Genomic DNA, 18,662 nt, shown 5'->3' on the forward strand with positions numbered 1-18,662 from the left:
GAAACACCCCGGCGACGAGGGCGCCCAGGGCGGCCAGTGCCGTTGTGCCGATGACGATCTTCTTCATCCCGTGTCTCCTCATGTCGAGATGCCACGGGCCGTGGCCCGCGGCGCGGACTCTCCCGGCTCTCCGTGGTGCAACAGCTCTTCGATCAGCCGGACGGCCTCCGGTACGGCGTCGGAGACCGGCGCGCTGAGACCGATGCCCTCGTCCACCGAGGCCGGTTCGCACCCGACGACCAGGACGCGGTGTGGTGGCTCGCCGCCGGTCCCGGCACAGAGGGTGTCCAGCAGCGCCAGGACGGCGTCGGGGGTCATCCGGTGGCCGTCCAGCACGGGCGTGTCGGGCGGAGGGCTCCCGCCGCCGTCGTGTTCGATCACGTACAGCGTGCCGGGGGCTTCGCCGCGTGCTGTGGCGTCCACGAGGACGAGCGTGTCGTAGCCGTCCAGGAGCTGGTAGGCGAGGTGGACGCCCCGGACGCCGATGTCCACCACTTCGACGTGTTCCGGCAGTCGGCGTTCGGCGAGCCGGCGCGCGGTCTCCACGCCGAAGCCGTCGTCGCCGAGGAAGATGTTGCCGATGCCCGCGACGAGTGTCCGTGGACCTGCCGGTGGGGGTTGGTTCATGCGTCGTCCTCGAGCGGTGTGATCTCGTCGGGCTGGAAGTACAGGAACCGCCCCTGTTCGCGGCGGATGTCGGCGCCCGGGTCGCCCTCGACCGTGACCGCCAGGTGCACCCCGCCGTCGACGTCGTGCAGCACCGCCTCGACCTTTGCGGTGCGGCCCCGCAGGAAGATGTCCTGCGCGTCGGTGCGCCGCAGCCCGGGGTGCAGTTCGACGCGGCTGCCCTTGCCCACCGAACGGCCGTCCACGACGACCCGGTCCGCCGCCGGGTCGAAGCCCGCGTCGTTCGCGGGGTCCCACCAGGGTGTGTCGGGCCGCCGCACTCCGTGCTCGTCGGGGAAGCCCTCGTCAGGAGCAGGAGCCGCCGGGTCCGGACCGGTGACCTCGCGCAGGCTCCGTACCGCCCCGTGCAGGCGTTCCAGCACCTCGGCCGGCATCGAGTCCGCCAGCTCGATCACGGCGGCGGCCCGCTCGTCGGTGCCCCGGGCCTCGCGTTTCTCCTCGTCGGTGAGGGCCGCTGTGCGCAGTGCGAGGATCTCGTCGATCTCGGTGGCGTCGTAGAGGGCGCCGGGGCTCTCCGGCGCGATGGCCGGATGGTCCTCCAGGATGATCGGCGAGGACAGCACGAGGTCGGCGGTGCCGGGTTCGCCGGCGAGTACGGGCCAGGTGTGCAGGTTGCGGCAGGCGGCGACCGCGCCCTTCGCCCACTCGGGGGGATCGGTCATCGACAGGAACGATCCGGCGCTGAGGGCCATGAGGAGGTGGGTGGCCACCAGGGAGTACGGCAGCGCCGCGTCCCGGTCGGCGGCGTGGCCCTCGGGCGGTGTCCAGTCGCTGGTGTTCTCGATGACGGCGGTCAGGCGCATGGCCCGGTAGGGACCGTCGAGCTCGCGGGCGGACAGCCGGACCGTACCGCTGATCTCCGCACACCGCCGGACCAGCCGGCCGACGGTCCGGCCGGCCGCGTCCAGGACCGGCGCGGTGTCCTCCCGGGCGGGCAGGCGGAAGGCACGGGTGATGCCGTCGCCGAGGAGCTCCTCCACCGAGACGACCACCTCAACCCGCTCCTCGCCGCCCTCGTCCCAGGGGACCAGTACCCGGTCGTCGAGGTGGAGTTCGGAGACCGTGCCGAAGTCGCCGTCCGGGCGGGCCTGTTGCACCGTGCGCCGTCTGGCGCGCAGGAAGCGCACCTCGACCGAGAGGGTCGCGCCCGCTCTCGGTTCCATCAGGCATTCGGTGTGCTGGAAGTCGTGCTCCTCGCTCTCGGCGCCCCAGCCCGGCGGCACGAGCACCCCGAACTGCCAGCGCAGCCGGTTCTTGGCGGCCGAGGCGCGGTACGGGTAGAGCACGTAGCCCTCGAAGAGGACGGCGTCGGCCACCTGCCGGGCGTGGGCGAACCGCTCCTCCGTCGCGGGGACGAACGAGGTCACGGTCACTGGTCCGTCCTTCCGGTGGTGCCGGTGAGCGTGCGCAGCGGGTCTCTCCGGGGCGGGTCCGCGGCGCCGTCGGCGTCGAGCAGTGCCTTGAGGGTCGCCTCCCAGGAGGGCAGCGCGCGCCGGGAGCGGTAGGCGAGGAGGGCGTCCATGGTGTCGCCCGGCAGCCGGATCCAGCCGCACCCCGGGAAGTGCTGCTCGACCATCTCCCGCCAGGTGGCGACGGGCATCCGGAACGCCGCCTCCTGGTCCCACGGGACCGGCTCGACCTGGAAACCGCCGGCGCCCGTGAACGCCGTACCGGAGAAGAGCATCAGCAGCGGGACCTCGCCGTCGGTCAGGGCGGCGAGGTAGCGGGTGGCGGCGATCTCCATGTCGTAGGTGCAGGGCACCACGAGGTCGGTCTCGATCTCTCCGGTGAAGCTCGGGACCATGACCGCGACCTGGGCGAACTGCACCGGCTGGAGTGTGCTGCCCCAGCGGGAACGCTCGCCGAAGAGGTCCGCCAGCCCGTCCGCCTCGGCGGACCCGTAACCGCGGCGGGCAGGTTCGATACGGATCTGGCAGCGCAGCGCGAGGGCGTGCACGCGTGCGTTGTCTCCGGCGGTGACGCGCAGCCGGAAGACGAGGGTGGGGCCTGCGGCGTACCGGTCGGCCCGGACGCCGGTGCAGGCGAAGGAGAACTCCGTCATGGCCGCACCGCCTCGCCCACGGGCCGCGCGCGTCGCGAGACCTCCGCGAAGAACGCGTCCAGCGCGGCACGGGCCTCGGCCCCGCCGTCGAAGCCCTGCCACAACAGGCGCATCCGGCCGACGAGTTCGTAGCAGATGTCGATCGGTACGAGGTGGCACTCGCCGCGGCCCTCGGTGCGGCGCAGCAGCAGCGCCTCCACGTCGGGTTCCAGCAGTTCGGCGAGGCGGCTGCCGCCGAGGACGTCCGTCCAGGTGGCCGGGTCGAGTTCGCTCTCGGTGGCTCCGGCGGGGCTCGGGTAGAGGGCGACCAGCCGGTCGAGCGCCGCGTTGCGGAAGAGGAAGGCGACGCCGACCGGGATCTGCAACGCGTCCCACGCGCTCTCGTCGAGGCGGTGTCCGGGGTCGGTGAGGTAGCGGGCGGGGACCGTGCGGAAGCGGCCCGCGCCGGCGCCCGGCTGCGCCATCAGCAGAGCGCAGGGGGTGCAGGCGCAGACGAGGGCGCGTTTCTCGGTGTCGACGAGATGCCGGTGGTCCGTCTCCACCGTCACGGCGCACAACTCGCAGCGCTCGGGCTGCGGAGGCCTCTCGGCGAGGAACCTCCGCAGGCCGGGCGTGCCCGTCGCCGACGACGCCGTCATCGGGCCCCCGTCGGTGCGGTGCCGATCTGCAGGAGCGTGGGCCCGGCGGGCGCGGTCCGTACGTCGACGGCCCTGACCTCCGGGGCGAAGCAGGCGAGCGCCGCCTCCGCGGCCTCTCGGGCGCCGTCGCCGGATCCGCAGCCGCAGCCACCGGCCTCTGCGGCCCGCAAGGTGAGGGTGCCGCTCTCCTCGTCGAAGTCCACTACCTCCAGGGCGTGTTCGCGTACGACGTCGAGGGCGCGGGCGATGCGGGTGTCGCGGTCCTCGGGGTGCAGCTCGTGCAGGACGAGCAGGCTCGCGACCAGTTCGTCACCGAGCAGGACCGCCGACGCCTCGCCGGGAGCGGAGGACAGCAGCTGGAGGATGCGGGCCAGGCCGGCACCGTAGAAGTCCATGAGGGAGCGGACGAGTTCCTCCGCTGCCGCGGCGGCGGCCGGGTCGCCGCTCGCGGCCAGTCGCTCCAGCACCTCCTCGACCCGGCGTCCGGTCTGTTCGGCGTTGGCGGGTCGGGCCGCCGTCGGCGCGCTCATCCGCCCAGTCCGCTCAGGCCGGTGGGCACGTGCATCGACTTCACGGTCTTGCCGCCGCCGACGTACATGTGGACGCCGCAGGGCAGACAGGGGTCGAAGCTGCGGACGGCGCGCATGATGTCGATGCCCTTGAAGTTCTCCGGGGTGTTCTCCTCGAAGATGGGCGTGTTCTGTACCGCGTCCTCGTACGGGCCCGGGGTGCCGAAGGTGTCTCTGGTGCTGGCGTTCCAGGGGGTGGGCGGGTACGGGTGGTAGTTGGCGATCTTGCCGTCGCGGATCACCATGTGGTGGGAGAGAACGCCTCGGACCGCCTCGGTGAAGCCGACGCCGATGGCCTCGTCCGGGACCTCGAACTTCTCCCAGGTCTGGGTGCGTCCGGCGCGGACCTCCGCCAGACCCTTCTCCGCGCAGTGCAGGGCGACGGCGGCGGCGTACGCCTGGAAGTACGTGCGGGCACGGTTGCGCTCCAGCGCGTTGGACCATTTCGGGATCTGCCACTCGAAGGTGGTCTCCGGCTTGGTCATGGTGCGGGGCAGGTTGATGACCACGCTGTGGCCGGTGGCCTTGACGTACCCGATGTCGACGAGGCCGGACAGGGCGGTCGACCACAGGCGGGCGATGGGGCCGCCCCCGGTGTCCAGGGCCAGGTGGTCCTTGCCGTCGAACCAGCGCGGGGACATGACCCAGCTGTACTTGTCGTCGAAGTTCCGCTTCTGCGGGGCCGGGATGGTGTGCTGGTTCCACGGGTGGCGCGGGTCCACCGGGTTGCCGAGCGGGTCGTGGGTGACGAACTGCTCCTGGCCCTGCCAGTCCTCGTAGTAGGAACTGCCCAGCAGGATGCGCATGCCGAGGTTGATCTCGGTGAGGTCGTTGGTGACGAGCTTGCCGTCGACGACGACACCGGGGGTGACGAACATCCGCCGGCCCCAGTCCGTCATGTTGGCGTAGGTGAAGTCGCAGTACTCGGGGTCGTTGAGCGCGCCCCAGCAGCCGAGCATGACCCGGCGGCGGCCGACTTCCTCGTACCCGGGCAGGGCCTCGTAGAAGAAGTCGAACAGGTCGTCGTGGAGGGGTACGACGCGCTTCATGAACTCCACGTAGCGCATCAGACGGCTGAGGTAGTCCGTGAAGAGCTGTACGGAGGCGATGGTGCCGACGCCGCCCGGGTAGAGCGTGGAGGGGTGCACATGGCGGCCCTCCATCAGGCAGAACATCTCGCGCGTGTAGCGGCTGACTTGGAGGGCCTCGCGGTAGAACTCCCCTTCCAGGGGGTTCAGCGAACGCATGATGTCGGCGATGGTGCGATAGCCGTGCTCGGCCGCGTGCGGGGCCTCGGTGCGCTCGGCGAGTTCGAGGACACCGGGGTTGGTCTCCTTGACCATCTTCTCGCAGTAGTCGACCCCGACCAGGTTCTCCTGGAAGATGTTGTGGTCGAACATGTACTCCGCCGACTCGCCGAGGTTGATGATCCACTCGGCGAGGTGCGGGGGTTTCACGCCGTACGCCATGTTCTGCGCGTACACCGAGCAGGTGGCGTGGTTGTCGCCGCAGATCCCGCAGATGCGACTGGTGATGAAGTGGGCGTCGCGGGGGTCCTTGCCGCGCATGAAGACGCTGTAGCCGCGGAAGACCGACGACGTGCTGTAGCACTCCGCGACCCGCTTCTGCTTGAAGTCGATCTTCGTGTGGATGCCCAGGCTGCCCACGATCCGGGTGATCGGGTCCCAGGCCATCTCCACCAGGCCGCTGCCGTCGCCGGCCGCCTTCGTCTTCGGTGCCATCTGTGTGCCGTGCCCTTCGTTGCGCGGGAGGTTGGGGTGGGGGTGCACGAAGCGGGGAGCGGACTACTCCTCGTGGCGGATCCTCACCACGGGGGCCGGTAGCCGGTGGTGATCTTCTCTCCGGTGCGGCGCCACTTGGGCTCCTTGTCCACGGTCCTGGCGGTGATCGACCGCAGTTTGCGGACCACGGCGCCGTACGCTCCGCTGGCGTTGCTGGACAGCTTGGCGCCGGGGGGTTCGTCCATGAACGGCATGAACTTGTCGGGGAACCCGGGCATGGTGCAGGCGATGCAGATGCCGCCGACGTTGGGGCAGCCGCCGATCCCGTTCATCCAGCCGCGCTTGGGCACGTTGCACTTGACGACCGGGCCCCAGCACCCGAGCTTGACCAGACACGTCGGCGAGTCGTACGACAGGGCGAACTGGCCCTGTTCGTAGTAGCCCGCGCGGTCGCAGCCCTCGTGCACGGTGGCCCCGAACAGCCAGGTGGGGCGCAGTTTGTCGTCCAGCGGGATCATCGGGGCGGAGCCGGCCGCCTGGTAGAGCAGATAGGTGAGCGTCTCGGAGAAGTTGTCGGGCTGGATCGGGCAGCCCGGGACGCACACGATGGGGATGCCGGCGTGGGACTTCCAGTCCCAGCCGAGGTAGTCCGGTACGCCCATGGCGCCGGTCGGGTTGCCCGCCATGGCGTGGATGCCGCCGTAGGTGGCGCAGGTGCCGATGGCGACGACCGCCAGTGCCTTCGGGGCGAGCCGGTCGATCCACTCGCTGGTGGTGATCGGCTGGCCGGTCTCCGGGTCGTCGCCGAAGCCGCACCAGTAACCCTCGGGCTTGATCGCCTCGTTGGGGATGGAACCCTCGACGACCAGCACGAACGGGTCGATCTCGCCCCGCTCCCCCTTGAAGAACCACTCGATGAACGTGTCCGAGCCGCCGATCGGACCGCACTCGAAGTCGATGAGCGGCCAGTGGACGGCGATCTTCGGAAGGCCCGGCAGCACGCCGAGCACGATCTCCTCGATGCTGGGCTGCATGGCCGCCGTCAGCGAGACCGAGTCGCCGTCGCAGCTCAGGCCCGCGTTGATCCAGAGGATGTGGATCGTGGGTGTCTCGTCGGCGGGCGCCGTGTTCGCGTCCGCAGCGACGACCGTGCCCGGCGTCGCCTCAGTCATGGGACCGCCTCCTGGGGAGGTAAGGGATGAAGGCCATCTTTTCGGCCATCGCTCTTCTTCGTATCAGCCGTTCGGCCGGGATGAGATGTCATCGAGGGCCGTTCAAGTGACATCCGCGACCCAGGGCATCGGACCGGTTTACGCAACCGCGCCCGGACCGAGGTGCGGCGGGGTGCACTCCGGCCGCACCTTGTGGACGAAGGAGCGGCGCATGGCGTGATGGGGGGCGTCCCGGTCGTCGAACGTCCGGCGCATCCGGGCCAGCTCCCGTTCACGGAAGCCGGCCAACGGGGTCGTGCTCTCCAGCAGGTCCAGCTCCGCCTTCTTCGCGGTGATCCGTGACGCCGTCGCCGGAAGTGACGCAAGGCGCGCCGCCAGGCCGCAGACCTCCCGCGCGAACTCATCAGGACCACAGTCGACCACCCGGTCGACGAGCCCGAGGCGCAGTGCGCCCGCCGAGCTCACCGGGAGGGCCTCGGCCATCAGCCGTTCGGCCGTCGCGACACCCACCCTGCGCGGGAGGGTGTGCGTCCAGTACTCCGAGCCGTACAGGCCCATCAGACGGTAGTGGGGGTTCAGCACGGCGCCCGAGCGGCACCACACCTCGTCGGCCGCCAGGGCGAGCATCACTCCGCCCGCGGCGGCGTTGCCCGCGACCGCCGAGACCACCAGCCGGTCCGTCGTCGTCAGGACCGCTTCGACCAGATCGTCGATGGCGTTGATGTTCGCCCAGGACTCGGCGGCGGGGTCGCTCGCGGCCTCGATGACGCCCAGGTGGATCCCGTTGGAGAAGAAGTCCCGTTCGCCGCCCAGCACGAGCACCGCTGTGGGCCGCGCACACGCTTCCCGGTAGGCGTCCAGGAGACGTCGGCACTGCTCCGTGCTCATGGCGCCGCCGGGGAAGGAGAACGAGAGGAAACCCGCATTCCCGTCCTCGCGGTAGCGGATGTCGGCCCAGGTATCGTGCCGCGCCTCGGGCAACCGGGGCAGGGCATCCTCGGGCAGCGGCGGCAGCCGGTCGCCCAGCGCCCGTACGGCGGGCAGTTTGAAGGTGGGCGGCTGCCCGGGCAGGCGCCGGGGCCGCAGTTCGGGGATCCACACGGCGCCATCGCTGGTGGCCCGGCAGATGGCCCCGGCCCGGGTGGCAAGCAGCTCGCCCGGGCGGCCGCGCAACACGTTCTCGGGACGACCGCCGTGCAGATACCACTCAGCGCCGAGCAGTACGTCCAGCACACCGGGCTGCGAGTCCGCCGCTCTCAGCTTGCGCAGGACGTCCTGTGTGGAGTCCTCGGCCCAGTCGATCCGCCGGACGCTCTGGTCGAGGTACGGCCGCGGACGCGGGCCCGCACCGACCGAGCCTGCTGTGCCTGCCGTGTCTGCCGTGTCCTGCTTGCGCGGTACGTGCGTTCCCGAGGCGAAGCGCTCCACCGCGAGCATGACGGCCTCCAGCGCGGCGTCGGCGATCTCGCCCCGGTACAGCTCGCTCTTGGAGACGGGAGGAACCCGGCACGGAACGGAGGCCCACACGTCACCGGCGTCCATCTCCTCGTCGGCCTGCAGGACGGTGACGCCCCACTGGTCGACGCCCTCGTGAATCGCCCAGTCCAGGGAGGACGGTCCCCGGTCGCCCACGGGCCCCGGATGGACGACGAGGCAGGTGTACGCCGTCCACACCTCCTCGGGAATCGCCGTCCTCAGCATCGGCGCCACGACGAGATCCGGTGCGTGCCGCCGCACGGCTTCCGGCAACGGGCTTGTGGGCAGGGCGAGTTCGACCGCGACGGTGTGTCCCCGGTCGCGCAGTTCGGCGTGGGTGCGCTGGGTGAGGCTGTTGAACGCGCTGGCCAGGATCAGGATGTGCACGGCTGCCTCCGGGCGGACGGGCGGCAGGCAGGGATGGCCGCCGACCACGATCCTCGGCCACGGCGGACCGCCGTTCCCGACACCGGACCGGGAGGTCATCCGAAAGCGGGCGCCGATCGGCCGTCCGGCCTCACCGGCCGTTCACCGAGTCAGCCGTGGTGAACCGTCACTGCCGCCGCAGGCCGCTGGTGATGCGCTCCCATGAGGAGCGGGTGGCGCCGAAACGGGTCTCGTGCGTCCAGATGTGGGTGCACGAACGGCACTGCAGATGGAGCAGGCTGCCGAGGTTGGAGAGCAGATAGCGCCAGTGCTCGGAGCAGGTCCGCCCCTGCTCACAGGTGGCGCACCCGCGACGGTCGTCACAGTTCGGGCAGGCCACCCAGGCGCGACGCCCGATGTCGGCCTGGGGGTCAAGAGGCAGCATGGCCGTCCCCCCTCCGCGGAAGCACGCCGGCCGAGACCAGCTCGTCGTACACACGCTGCTGCTCCGCGCTGAGACCGGAATAGAGCAGCTCGTAAGCCGCCTCCTCGCCGCGCAGTACGGCGACGGGGTCCCAGTCGGAGCCGAGCGCGTCCAGCACATGGGCGCGCCGGAGAAGTTCGTGTGAGCTCAGGTCGACGTGCAGGTCCACCAGGGCGTCCGGTTCGCCAGGAGGAATGCGGCCATGGGAGGACATGCGACTGAACGTAGGTAAGCGTTCGTCCCTCCGGCAAGAGCAGGTGGGAGAAGTCACAGCACTCGCGACCCCTCGCGAACCACCGCCGGATGGGGCACGGTGGAGCTTGGACTGCCGTCAGGAGGGTCCAGCGCGTCCAGTTCTCCAGTACGTCCAGTACGTCCCGTACCGCGAAGAGGAGTACCCGCATGTCGAACCACACCTATCGGGTCACCGAGATCGTCGGCACCTCGCACGAAGGCGTCGACCAGGCCGTCCGCAACGGCATCAGCCGCGCCTCGCAGACCCTGCGCAACCTGGACTGGTTCGAGATCACGCAGGTCAGGGGGCAGATCGTGGACGGGCAGGTCGAGCACTACCAGGTCGGTCTGAAGGTCGGTTTCCGGCTGGAGGACAGCGAGTAACCGGACAGCGCCCCCGCTCAGGTCCGGCCCTCGGTCTCCTGCGCCTCCTTCAGGGCGCTCGAGTCGGCCGCCCAGCGGGCCCGTACGACGGTGAAGCCGGCGCGTTCCGCGTCCTGGCAGACGAGTTCGTCGTCGTCGACCAGGACGCGGATCTCGCGGTTCTGGGCCAGGCGGCGCAGGATCTCCAGTTTGGTGCCCCGCGCGGGCCTGCGGTCGTCGTTGCGCCGCATCCAGACGCGGCCCTCGGGCAGTCCGTGGGCGACGAGCCAGGCGAGCGTGTCCCGGCGGCAGCGCTCGGGCCGCCCGGTGAGGTAGACGACCTCGCACTCCCGCGCGCTCTCCAGGGCCAGCGTCACACCCTCGGTCAGTGGCGGGTCGTGCGGGGCGGCGGCGAAGAAGGCCGCCCAGTCGCGGGGCCTGCGCTCCAGGTACCGCTGCCGGTGCGCGGTGTCGGCGAGTGTGTTGTCGAGGTCGAACACGGCGAGCGGCCGGCCGCTGTTCGAGCTGCTGTTCTCCTTCACGGTTCCCGACCATAGTCAGCCGGACCCGGCAACCTCCAGGGCTCCGGCGGCCACTGCTGTGCGACAACAGCCGAGGCAGAGGCGGGAGCCGTACATGCGTGACGCAGCGATCCGGACGGGAACGGCGGTACTGGGTACCGCGTTATTGGCGGCGGGGATGCTCGTGGGGGCCGCCGGGGGCGCGAGCGCCGCGACGACGCTCGTCGTGGCGACCAACGGCGACGACTCGGCGCCGGGCACGCTCGCACGCCCCCTGAAGACCATTCAGAAGGCCGTCGACCTGGCGAAGCCGGGCGACACGATCACCGTGCGCGGGGGCACGTACGCCCTCACCGACAACGTCACCATCACCGGCTCCGGCACCGCGTCCCAGCCCATCACCCTGACCGGCTACTCGGGCGAGCGGGTCGTCGTGGACGGGGAGCAACTGCCCGCCAGTCACACACCGGTCGGCGGCAGCATCCCCCGCGCCGAGCGCGGCGCGATCCACCAGGAGGCCTCGTACTGGCGGATCTCGGGGCTGGAGATCGTGAACGGGCCGTACGGCGTCTACTGCGACGGCTGCAACAACAACGTCTTCGCCCGGCTGGTCACCCACGACAACTACGAGTCCGGTTTCCAGCTCCAGGGCGCCTCCAGCAACAACCAGATCCTGGACCTGGACAGTTACGGCAACCGCGACCCTCGCAAGAACGGTGAGAGCGCGGACGGCCTCGCCATCAAGGAGGGCGGCGGGACCGGCAACGTCGTGCGCGGCGCGCGGCTGTGGAACAACGTCGACGACGGCTTCGACGCCTGGAAGTTCACCTCGCCGATCACGATCGAGAACACCATCGCGTACGGCAACGGCTTCAACCGCTGGAACTTCCCCGACTTCGCGGGCGACGGCAACGGTTTCAAGCTGGGCGGCGGCACCCCGGCGCCCGCCGCGGCGCACGTCCTGCGGAACACGGCCGCGTATCGGAACGCGGCGCACGGCTTCACGGACAACGGCAACCCCGGTGCCCTCGCCATCAACCGCAGTACGGCGTACGGGAACGCGGGCACCGGCTTCGACATGGACGTCTCCGGTGGACGCGCCACCCTCACGGCCAACCTGTCGGTCGCCGACGGACGCGCGGCCGCCCTGGGCTCCGCCACCGTCTCCACCGGCAACTCCTGGGATCTGGGCGGGACTTGGAACGCCGCGTCGGTACTGAGCACCGACCCGGCGCCCCTCACGGGCGCGCGCCGCCCGGACGGTTCACTGCCCTCGGCCCCCAGCTTCCTCGTTCCGCGCGCCGGAACGACCGTCGGAGCCCGCTTCTAGGCGATCTTCAGGGGCCGTTAAGAAAGTATTTCGCGGGGCGTGGGCGATCAACCGGAATTGAACCTGTCGGAAACATTGACTCACTCACGCCCCCTACCTATCTTTCGGTCGAACCTCCGTACGTCGTTCCAAATATCGAACAATAGCGGCCCGTGCAACAGGCCGCCGAAGGAGACTCGCCGTGGACCGCACCCGCAGCAGCTCGACCAGCCGACGCACGCTCCTCAAGGCCTGCACGGCCGTGGTCGTCGCCGTCACCGTGCCCGCCGTCACCGGCACTCCGGCGTTCGCCGCCGTCCCGGCCTCCCCCGCGGTCACCTTCACCAACCCGATCGCCGCGCAGCGCGCCGACCCGCACATCTACAAGCACACCGACGGCTACTACTACTTCACCGCCACGGTCCCGGCGTACGACCGGATCGTGCTGCGCCGGGCCACCACGCTCCAGGGTCTCGCGAGCGCCGCGGAGACGACCATCTGGACCAAGCACGCCAGCGGTGAGATGGGCGCCCACATCTGGGCTCCGGAGATCCACTTCATCGACGGCAAGTGGTACATCTACTTCACGGCCGGCTCCTCGAACGACATCTGGAAGATCCGCCCGTACGTCCTGGAGTCCTCGTCCGCCAACCCCATCACCGGGACCTGGACCGAGAAGGGCCGGATCGCGCTGCCGCTGGACACCTTCTCGCTGGACGCGACCACCTTCGTGGTGAACGGCACCCGCTATCTGAGCTGGGCGCAGAACGACCCGGCCGTCGGCGACGGCACCAACATCTACCTCGCGAAGATGTCCAACCCCTGGACCATCAGCGGCACTCCGGCGATGATCTCCCGGCCCACGCTGTCCTGGGAGACCATCGGGCACACGGTGAACGAGGGGCCGTCCGTCATCGAGCGCAACGGCAAGATCTTCATGGCCTTCTCGGCCAGCGCCACCGACGCCAACTACTGCCTGGGCCTGCTGACCGCGTCCGCCTCCGCCGATCTGCTCAACCCGGCCTCCTGGACGAAGAACCCGCAACCGGTGTTCACGTCCAACGCCGCGACCGGGCAGTACGGACCGGGCCACAACACCTTCACGGTCTCCGAGGACGGCAAGTCCGACATCCTCGTCTACCACGACCGCAACTACAAGGACATCAGCGGCGACCCGCTCAACGACCCCAACCGGCGCACCCGTTACCAGAAGCTGTACTGGAACGCCGACGGCACCCCGAACTTCGGCATCCCGGTCTCCGACGGTCTCACCCCGGTCCGCTTCTCGTCGTTCAACTACCCGGACCGGTACATCCGGCACTGGGAGTTCCGGGCGAAGATCGAGGCGAACGTCACCAACCTCGCCGACTCGCAGTTCCGCATCGTGCCCGGGCTGACCGGCTCCGGCACCGTCTCGCTGGAGTCGGCGAACTTCCCCGGCTACTACCTCCGGCACAAGAACTACGAGCTGTGGGTGGAGAAGAACACCGGTACGGCCACCTTCCTGGCCGACGCCTCCTTCACCCAGCGTGCGGGCCTCGCCGACTCGGCCGGGGTGTCCTTCGAGTCGTACAACTTCCCGGGCCGGTACATCCGGCACTACAACAACCTGCTCCAGCTCCAGCCCCTCAGCACCTCGCTCGACCAGCAGGACGCGACGTACTACGCCGAGTAGCGAGCACGGATCAAGGCCGAGTCGGTCAGACAGACCCAGACATGTCAGTCACCTCAGAGACGAGGCACATGTGACACCCCCTCTGTCCAGGCGGTTCCTGCTCCAGAGCGCCGTCGCCGCGGCCGCGGCGCCCGCGTTCGCCTACGCCACCTCCGGCCGGGCCGCCGCCGCAGCGCTGCCCGCGCCGTCCGCCTGGACGCTGCGCCCCTTCGAGCTGAAGGACGTCTCGCTCGGCCAGGGCGTCTTCGCGAGCAAGCGCCAGCTGATGCTGGACCACGGTCGCGGCTACGACGTGAACCGGCTGCTCCAGGTCTTCCGCGCCAACGCGGGCCTGTCCACCGGCGGGGCGGTCGCCCCGGGTGGCTGGGAGGGCCTGGACGGCGAGGCCAACGGCAACCTGCGCGGCCACTACACCGGGCACTTCCTGAGCATGCTGTCGCAGGCGTACGCGAGCACCCGGGACCAGGCCTACGCAGACAAGATCGCGACCATGGTCGGCGCGCTGACCGACGTACGCGCGGCCCTGCGCACCGACCCGCGCATGCTCGTCGTCACCGGGAAGTGGGGCGGCGCGCACGAGAACGTGCGGGGTTCCTACCAGTACGTGGACCTCCCGGCGGCCGTGCCGGGCGGTGCCGCGGCGATCACCCTGTCGATCTGGGTCAGGCCCACGCACAACGCCAACTGGCAGCGGGTCTTCGACTTCGGCAACGACACCACCAAGTACATGTACCTGGCCTCCCGCAACGGCAGCGGGGTACCGCGGTTCGCGATCACCACCAACGGGCCCGGCGGCGAGCAGGGCCTCAACGGCACCGCCGCGCTGCCGCTGAACCAGTGGAGCCACCTCGCGGTGACCATCTCGGGCACCACGGGCACCCTCTATGTCAACGGCACCGCCGTCGCCACGAACACCGCCATGTCGCTCAATCCGTCCGCCCTGGGCACCCTGACGAACAACTGGCTCGGCCGCTCGAACTTCTCCGGGGACCCGGTCTACGCGGGCGCCTTCGACGAGTTCAACGTCTACTCGCGCGCCCTGACGGCGGCCGAGATCACCTCGTTCCAGACCAGCGAGGCAAAGAACTCCGCCGCGGGACTCGGCAACCTCGCCTCGTACTACTTCTCCGCCACCACCGGCGGTACGTTCGGCGACGCCTCCGGGCGCGGACTGACCGCCACCCTGCGCCGCACCTGGGGCGGCCCGAGCCACCCGGGCTTCCTCGCCGCGTACCCGGAGACGCAGTTCATCGCACTGGAGTCGGCGACGAGCGCCGACTACACCAAGATCTGGGCGCCCTACTACACGGCGCACAAGATCCTCAAGGGGCTGCTGGACGCCTACCTCGCCACGGACGACGCGCGGGCGCTGGACCTCGCGTCCGGGATGTGCGACTGGATGCACTCCCGGCTGTCCAAGCTGCCCGACGCCACCCTGCAGCGGATGTGGGGGATCTTCTCCAGCGGTGAGTTCGGCGGCATCGTCGAGACCATCGTCGACCTGTACACGATCACCGGCAAGGCCGACCACCTCGCCCTGGCCAAGCTGTTCGACCTCGACACCCTCATCGACGCGTGCGCGGCGAACACGGACACCCTGAACGGCCTGCACGCCAACCAGCACATCCCGATCTTCACCGGCTACGTACGGCTGTACGACGCGACGGGCGAGACGCGCTATCTCACCGCCGCGAAGAACTTCTGGGGCATGGTCATCCCGCAGCGCATGTACGGGATCGGCGGCACCAGCACGGCCGAGTTCTGGAAGGCGCGCGGGGTGATCGCGGGGTCGATCACCGACACCAACGCCGAGACCTGCTGTGCGTACAACCTGCTCAAGCTGAGCCGGACCCTGTTCTTCCACGAGCAGGACCCGAAGTACATGGACTACTACGAGCGGGCGCTCTACAACCAGGTGCTCGGCTCGAAGCAGGACAAGGCCGACGCCGAGAAGCCGCTCGTCACGTACTTCATCGGGCTCAACCCCGGGCATGTGCGCGACTACACGCCCAAGCAGGGCACCACGTGCTGCGAGGGCACGGGTATGGAGAGCGCCACGAAGTACCAGGACTCGGTGTACTTCAAGGCGGCCGACGGCACCTCCCTCTACGTCAACCTGTACAGCCCCTCCACGCTGAACTGGGCGGAGAAGGGCGTCACCGTCACCCAGACCACCGCGTATCCGCAGGAGCAGGGCACCACGCTCACCTTCGGGGGCGGCAGCGCGGCCTTCGCGCTGCGGCTGCGGGTGCCCCTCTGGGCGACGGCCGGGTTCCAGGTCACCGTCAACGGGCAGGCGGTGAGCGGGACCCCGGTCGCCGGGAGCTACTTCGCGGTGTCGCGGACCTGGCAGAGCGGGGATGTCGTACGGATCAGTGTGCCGTTCCGGCTGCGGGTCGAGAAGGCGCTCGACGACCCGTCGCTGCAGACCCTGTTCTACGGGCCGGTGAACCTGGTCGCGCGCAGTGCGAGCACCAGTTACCTGTCCGTCGGGCTCTACCGCAACGCGGCCCTCTCCGGCGATCTGCTGCCCTCGCTCACCCCGGTCAGCGGCAAGCCGCTGCACTACACGCTGAACGGCACCGAGTTCGCCCCCTTCTCCGAGGGGACCGAGGATCCGACGCACGCCTATGTGCGGCGCGCCGAACCCACGGTCGTGTTCGGGACCGTCAGTTCGGGGGTCGCCAACCCGGCGAAGTCCGACGGCACCACGCTCCTCGACGAGATCTGGGCGGGGGCACCCTTCGCGAACAAGGCGGCGCTGGTCACCCGGGTCCAGTCGACGACGGCGGCCTATGTGTCGGCGGGGCTCCTCACCCAGGCGGCGGCCGACACGGTGGTGAGCACCGCGCAGGGAGCGTCGTACGTGTCCTGACCGTCGTACACCTCGTGATCGCCGCGGGCGGTACCCCTACGTGAGGGGTACCGCCCGTCGGTCGTGGGGACGACCGGTGAGGGCGGCTGTACTGCGTTCTCAGTAGTCGCGATTGCCGACAGCTGTACGACGACGGGAGGGGGTCGGTCCCGGGAGCCTTGGCGGGTACCCGAGATCCGATGATGTGGAGACCTCCCCCTCGTGGCCACCTTCCTGTACAAGCTGGGCCGACTGGCCTTCCGGCGGCGCTGGTACGTCGCCCTGATGTGGGTCGCGGTGCTCGCCGCCGTCGGTGCCGGCGCCGCGACCGCACCCGCCGCCCCCGACGCGGACAACTCGATGCCGGGAATCGAGTCCCAGAAGGCCTTCGACCTGATGGACCAGCGCTTCCCCGGTTCCAACGCGCACGGCGCGAACGCCCGGGTGGTGTTCGTGGCGCCGAGCGGCGAGAAGGTCACCGCCACCGAGAACCGGGCGGCGATCGAGAAGTTCGTGGGCGAGGTGGCCGACGGTTCACAGGTCGCGTCCGTCGCGGACCCCTTCCAGGCGAAGGCGGTCAGCGGGGACACGTCGACGGCGTACGCCACCGTCACCTACAAGGCGAAGCCCGACGATCTCACCGACGCCACCAAGAACCACCTCCGGGACAGCATCAAGGAGGCACAGGGCTCGGGGCTGACCGTCGAGGTCGGCGGTACGGCGCTGGCGACGACGCCCTCGGCGGGCGGCGCGGCCGAGGCGATCGGTATCGCCATCGCGGCCCTCGTCCTGGTGGTCACCTTCGGTTCGCTCGCCGCCGCCGGGCTGCCGCTGCTGACCGCGGTCATCGGGGTGGGCGTCAGCATGGCGTCGATCCTCGCGCTGAGCAGCGCGCTCGGGCTGTCCCCGACGACCGGGACGCTCGCCAGCATGCTGGGCCTGGCCTGCGGTATCGACTACGCGGTGTTCATCGTCTCCCGCTACCGGGAGGAACGCGGCAAGGGGCACGACCCGCAGGAGGCGGCCGCGCTCGCGGCCGGTACCGCCGGTTCGGCGGTCGTCTTCGCCGGTCTGACCGTGATCATCGCGCTGGCCGGGCTCATGGTGGTCGGGGTGCCGATGCTGACCAAGATGGGGCTCGCGGCGGCCGGCGCGGTCGGTGTCGGGGTGCTTGTGGCGCTGACCCTGGTCCCGGCCCTGGTGGGCTTCTGGCCGAACGCCCTGCTCGCGCGCTCCGCCCGGAAGTCCGGGCGGGTCAAGGAGACAGGTGAGCACAACGGCGGCACCCGCTGGGCCCGGTTCGTGCTGCGCCGTCCCGTGCCGGTGCTGATCGCCTCGGTGGCCGGACTCGGCGCCCTCGCGATACCCGTGATGGACCTCCAGCTGGGCACGTCCGGCGACGAGGCCAAGTCGACGTCGACCACCGAGCGCCGCGCCTACGACGACCTCGCGAAGGCCTTCGGCCCCGGCTTCAACGGCCCGCTGACGATCGTCGTGGACGCCAAGGGGGCGGCCGACGCCAAGGGGGCGGTGGCGACGATCTCCGAGAAGATCGCCGCCACGAAGGGGGTCGTGTCGGTCTCCCCGGCCCGCTTCAACCCCGCCGGTGACACGGCGGTCTTCTCCGCGGTGCCGGCCGACGCGCCGACCAGCACGAAGACGCAGGACCTCGTGAAGAGCATCCGGTCCGAGCGACAGGCCGCGGTGGCCGGCACGGACGCGGAGTTCAGCGTCACCGGCACCACGGCGGCGAACATCGACGTCGCCCAGAAGATGCAGGACGCGCTGGTCCCGTATCTGATCGTGGTCGTCGGGCTGGCCGTCGTGCTGCTCCTGCTGGTCTTCCGGTCGGTCCTGGTACCGGTGAAAGCGGCTCTCGGCTTCCTTCTCTCCGTACTGGCCGCGCTCGGCTCCGTGATCGCGGTGTTCCAGTGGGGCTGGGGCGCCTCGCTGCTGGGCGTCGAGACGACCGGGCCGATCATGAGCATGATGCCGATCTTCCTGGTGGGCATCGTCTTCGGCCTCGCGATGGACTACGAGGTGTTCCTGGTCGCCCGGATGCGGGAGGCGTACGTCCACGGGGACGGGCCCGGGCAGTCGGTCGTGACCGGGTTCCGGTACAGCGCGCGAGTGGTGGTCGCCGCCGCGCTGATCATGATCGCCGTCTTCTCCGGCTTCGTCGGGGCCGGTGAGTCCATGATCAAGATGATCGGCTTCGGGCTGGCGGTGGCCGTCCTGTTCGACGCCTTCGTGGTCCGCATGACGCTGGTGCCCGCCGTACTGGCCCTGCTCGGCAAGGCCGCCTGGTGGATACCGGGCTGGCTGGACAGGGTGCTGCCGCGGGTCGACGTGGAGGGCGAGGCGCTCACCCACCGGACGGCCACACCCGAGGACGGGGCGGACGGAACGGCGGACCGGGAGACGGTCCGGGTCTGACCCCCCTGCCGTACGCCCTGGGGGCCGCCCGTGCCGGACACACGGGCGGCCCCCACCGGACGCCCTGACGTGTT

General features: G+C 70.2%; 16 protein-coding genes. 5 read left to right on the forward strand and 11 right to left on the reverse strand.

Translation table 11 applies throughout. The features are described from left to right. Positions 1-78 precede the first annotated feature (78 nt). From ABZ855_RS05700 to ABZ855_RS05745, 10 genes are all read right to left on the reverse strand, one after another. Positions 79-627: a hydrogenase maturation protease gene (locus ABZ855_RS05700; protein WP_360801446.1), complete on the reverse strand. Its 549-nt coding sequence runs from the start codon at positions 625-627 to the stop codon at positions 79-81. After that, positions 624-2,060 carry a hypothetical protein gene (locus tag ABZ855_RS05705; RefSeq protein WP_360801449.1) on the reverse strand — a complete coding sequence of 479 codons (1,437 nt, stop codon included), beginning with the start codon at positions 2,058-2,060 and terminating at the stop codon, positions 624-626. The genes ABZ855_RS05700 and ABZ855_RS05705 overlap by 4 nt, the downstream gene beginning before the upstream one ends. Further along, complete coding sequence (locus ABZ855_RS05710; RefSeq protein WP_360801451.1) at positions 2,057-2,749, reverse strand: DUF6084 family protein; 693 nt, start codon at positions 2,747-2,749, stop codon at positions 2,057-2,059. Before ABZ855_RS05710 ends, ABZ855_RS05705 begins: the two co-directional genes overlap by 4 nt. Beyond that, positions 2,746-3,387 (reverse strand): DUF5947 family protein, encoded by a 642-nt coding sequence (locus ABZ855_RS05715; RefSeq protein ID WP_360801454.1) that lies wholly within the window; start codon positions 3,385-3,387, stop codon positions 2,746-2,748. The genes ABZ855_RS05710 and ABZ855_RS05715 overlap by 4 nt, the downstream gene beginning before the upstream one ends. After that, a complete protein-coding gene (locus ABZ855_RS05720) occupies positions 3,384-3,917 on the reverse strand; it encodes a hypothetical protein (protein ID WP_360801457.1) in 534 nt (177 codons plus the stop codon). Before ABZ855_RS05720 ends, ABZ855_RS05715 begins: the two co-directional genes overlap by 4 nt. Further along, on the reverse strand, positions 3,914-5,698 hold the full coding sequence (locus tag ABZ855_RS05725) for a nickel-dependent hydrogenase large subunit (RefSeq protein ID WP_360801460.1): 1,785 nt from the start codon (positions 5,696-5,698) through the stop codon (positions 3,914-3,916). Before ABZ855_RS05725 ends, ABZ855_RS05720 begins: the two co-directional genes overlap by 4 nt. Before the next feature lie 83 nt (positions 5,699-5,781). After that, on the reverse strand, positions 5,782-6,870 hold the full coding sequence (locus ABZ855_RS05730; protein ID WP_360801463.1) for a hydrogenase expression protein HypE: 1,089 nt from the start codon (positions 6,868-6,870) through the stop codon (positions 5,782-5,784). Between the two features lie 138 nt (positions 6,871-7,008). After that, on the reverse strand, positions 7,009-8,733 hold the full coding sequence (locus tag ABZ855_RS05735) for an enoyl-CoA hydratase-related protein (RefSeq protein ID WP_360801466.1): 1,725 nt from the start codon (positions 8,731-8,733) through the stop codon (positions 7,009-7,011). A gap of 166 nt (positions 8,734-8,899) precedes the next feature. Beyond that, positions 8,900-9,157: a hypothetical protein gene (locus ABZ855_RS05740; RefSeq protein ID WP_360801469.1), complete on the reverse strand. Its 258-nt coding sequence runs from the start codon at positions 9,155-9,157 to the stop codon at positions 8,900-8,902. Beyond that, complete coding sequence (locus ABZ855_RS05745) at positions 9,144-9,410, reverse strand: DUF6400 family protein (protein ID WP_360801472.1); 267 nt, start codon at positions 9,408-9,410, stop codon at positions 9,144-9,146. The genes ABZ855_RS05740 and ABZ855_RS05745 overlap by 14 nt, the downstream gene beginning before the upstream one ends. Before the next feature lie 188 nt (positions 9,411-9,598). Here ABZ855_RS05745 and ABZ855_RS05750 point away from each other — a divergent pair, with 188 nt between their 5' ends. Next, positions 9,599-9,814 carry a dodecin gene (locus tag ABZ855_RS05750; RefSeq protein ID WP_055525779.1) on the forward strand — a complete coding sequence of 72 codons (216 nt, stop codon included), beginning with the start codon at positions 9,599-9,601 and terminating at the stop codon, positions 9,812-9,814. Between the two features lie 17 nt (positions 9,815-9,831). Here ABZ855_RS05750 and ABZ855_RS05755 read toward each other — a convergent pair whose 3' ends face one another. Next, positions 9,832-10,335, reverse strand: coding sequence for a hypothetical protein (locus tag ABZ855_RS05755; RefSeq protein WP_360801476.1), 504 nt, complete (start codon positions 10,333-10,335; stop codon positions 9,832-9,834). A 94-nt stretch (positions 10,336-10,429) separates the two neighbouring features. Here ABZ855_RS05755 and ABZ855_RS05760 point away from each other — a divergent pair, with 94 nt between their 5' ends. From ABZ855_RS05760 to ABZ855_RS05775, 4 genes are all read left to right on the forward strand, one after another. Next, positions 10,430-11,644, forward strand: coding sequence for a right-handed parallel beta-helix repeat-containing protein (locus tag ABZ855_RS05760; RefSeq protein WP_360801479.1), 1,215 nt, complete (start codon positions 10,430-10,432; stop codon positions 11,642-11,644). Between the two features lie 241 nt (positions 11,645-11,885). After that, the gene (locus ABZ855_RS05765; RefSeq protein ID WP_360801869.1) at positions 11,886-13,298 is read left to right on the forward strand and encodes a family 43 glycosylhydrolase; all 1,413 of its coding nucleotides are present in this window, start codon (positions 11,886-11,888) and stop codon (positions 13,296-13,298) included. A 70-nt stretch (positions 13,299-13,368) separates the two neighbouring features. Next, entirely contained in the window at positions 13,369-16,173 is a 2,805-nt protein-coding gene (locus ABZ855_RS05770; protein WP_360801482.1) for a beta-L-arabinofuranosidase domain-containing protein, read from the forward strand. Between the two features lie 201 nt (positions 16,174-16,374). Then, the gene (locus tag ABZ855_RS05775; protein WP_360801485.1) at positions 16,375-18,588 is read left to right on the forward strand and encodes an MMPL family transporter; all 2,214 of its coding nucleotides are present in this window, start codon (positions 16,375-16,377) and stop codon (positions 18,586-18,588) included. Positions 18,589-18,662 lie beyond the last annotated feature (74 nt).

Source organism: Streptomyces sp. NPDC047042, from assembly GCF_040644035.1.
GTDB lineage: Bacteria > Actinomycetota > Actinomycetes > Streptomycetales > Streptomycetaceae > Streptomyces.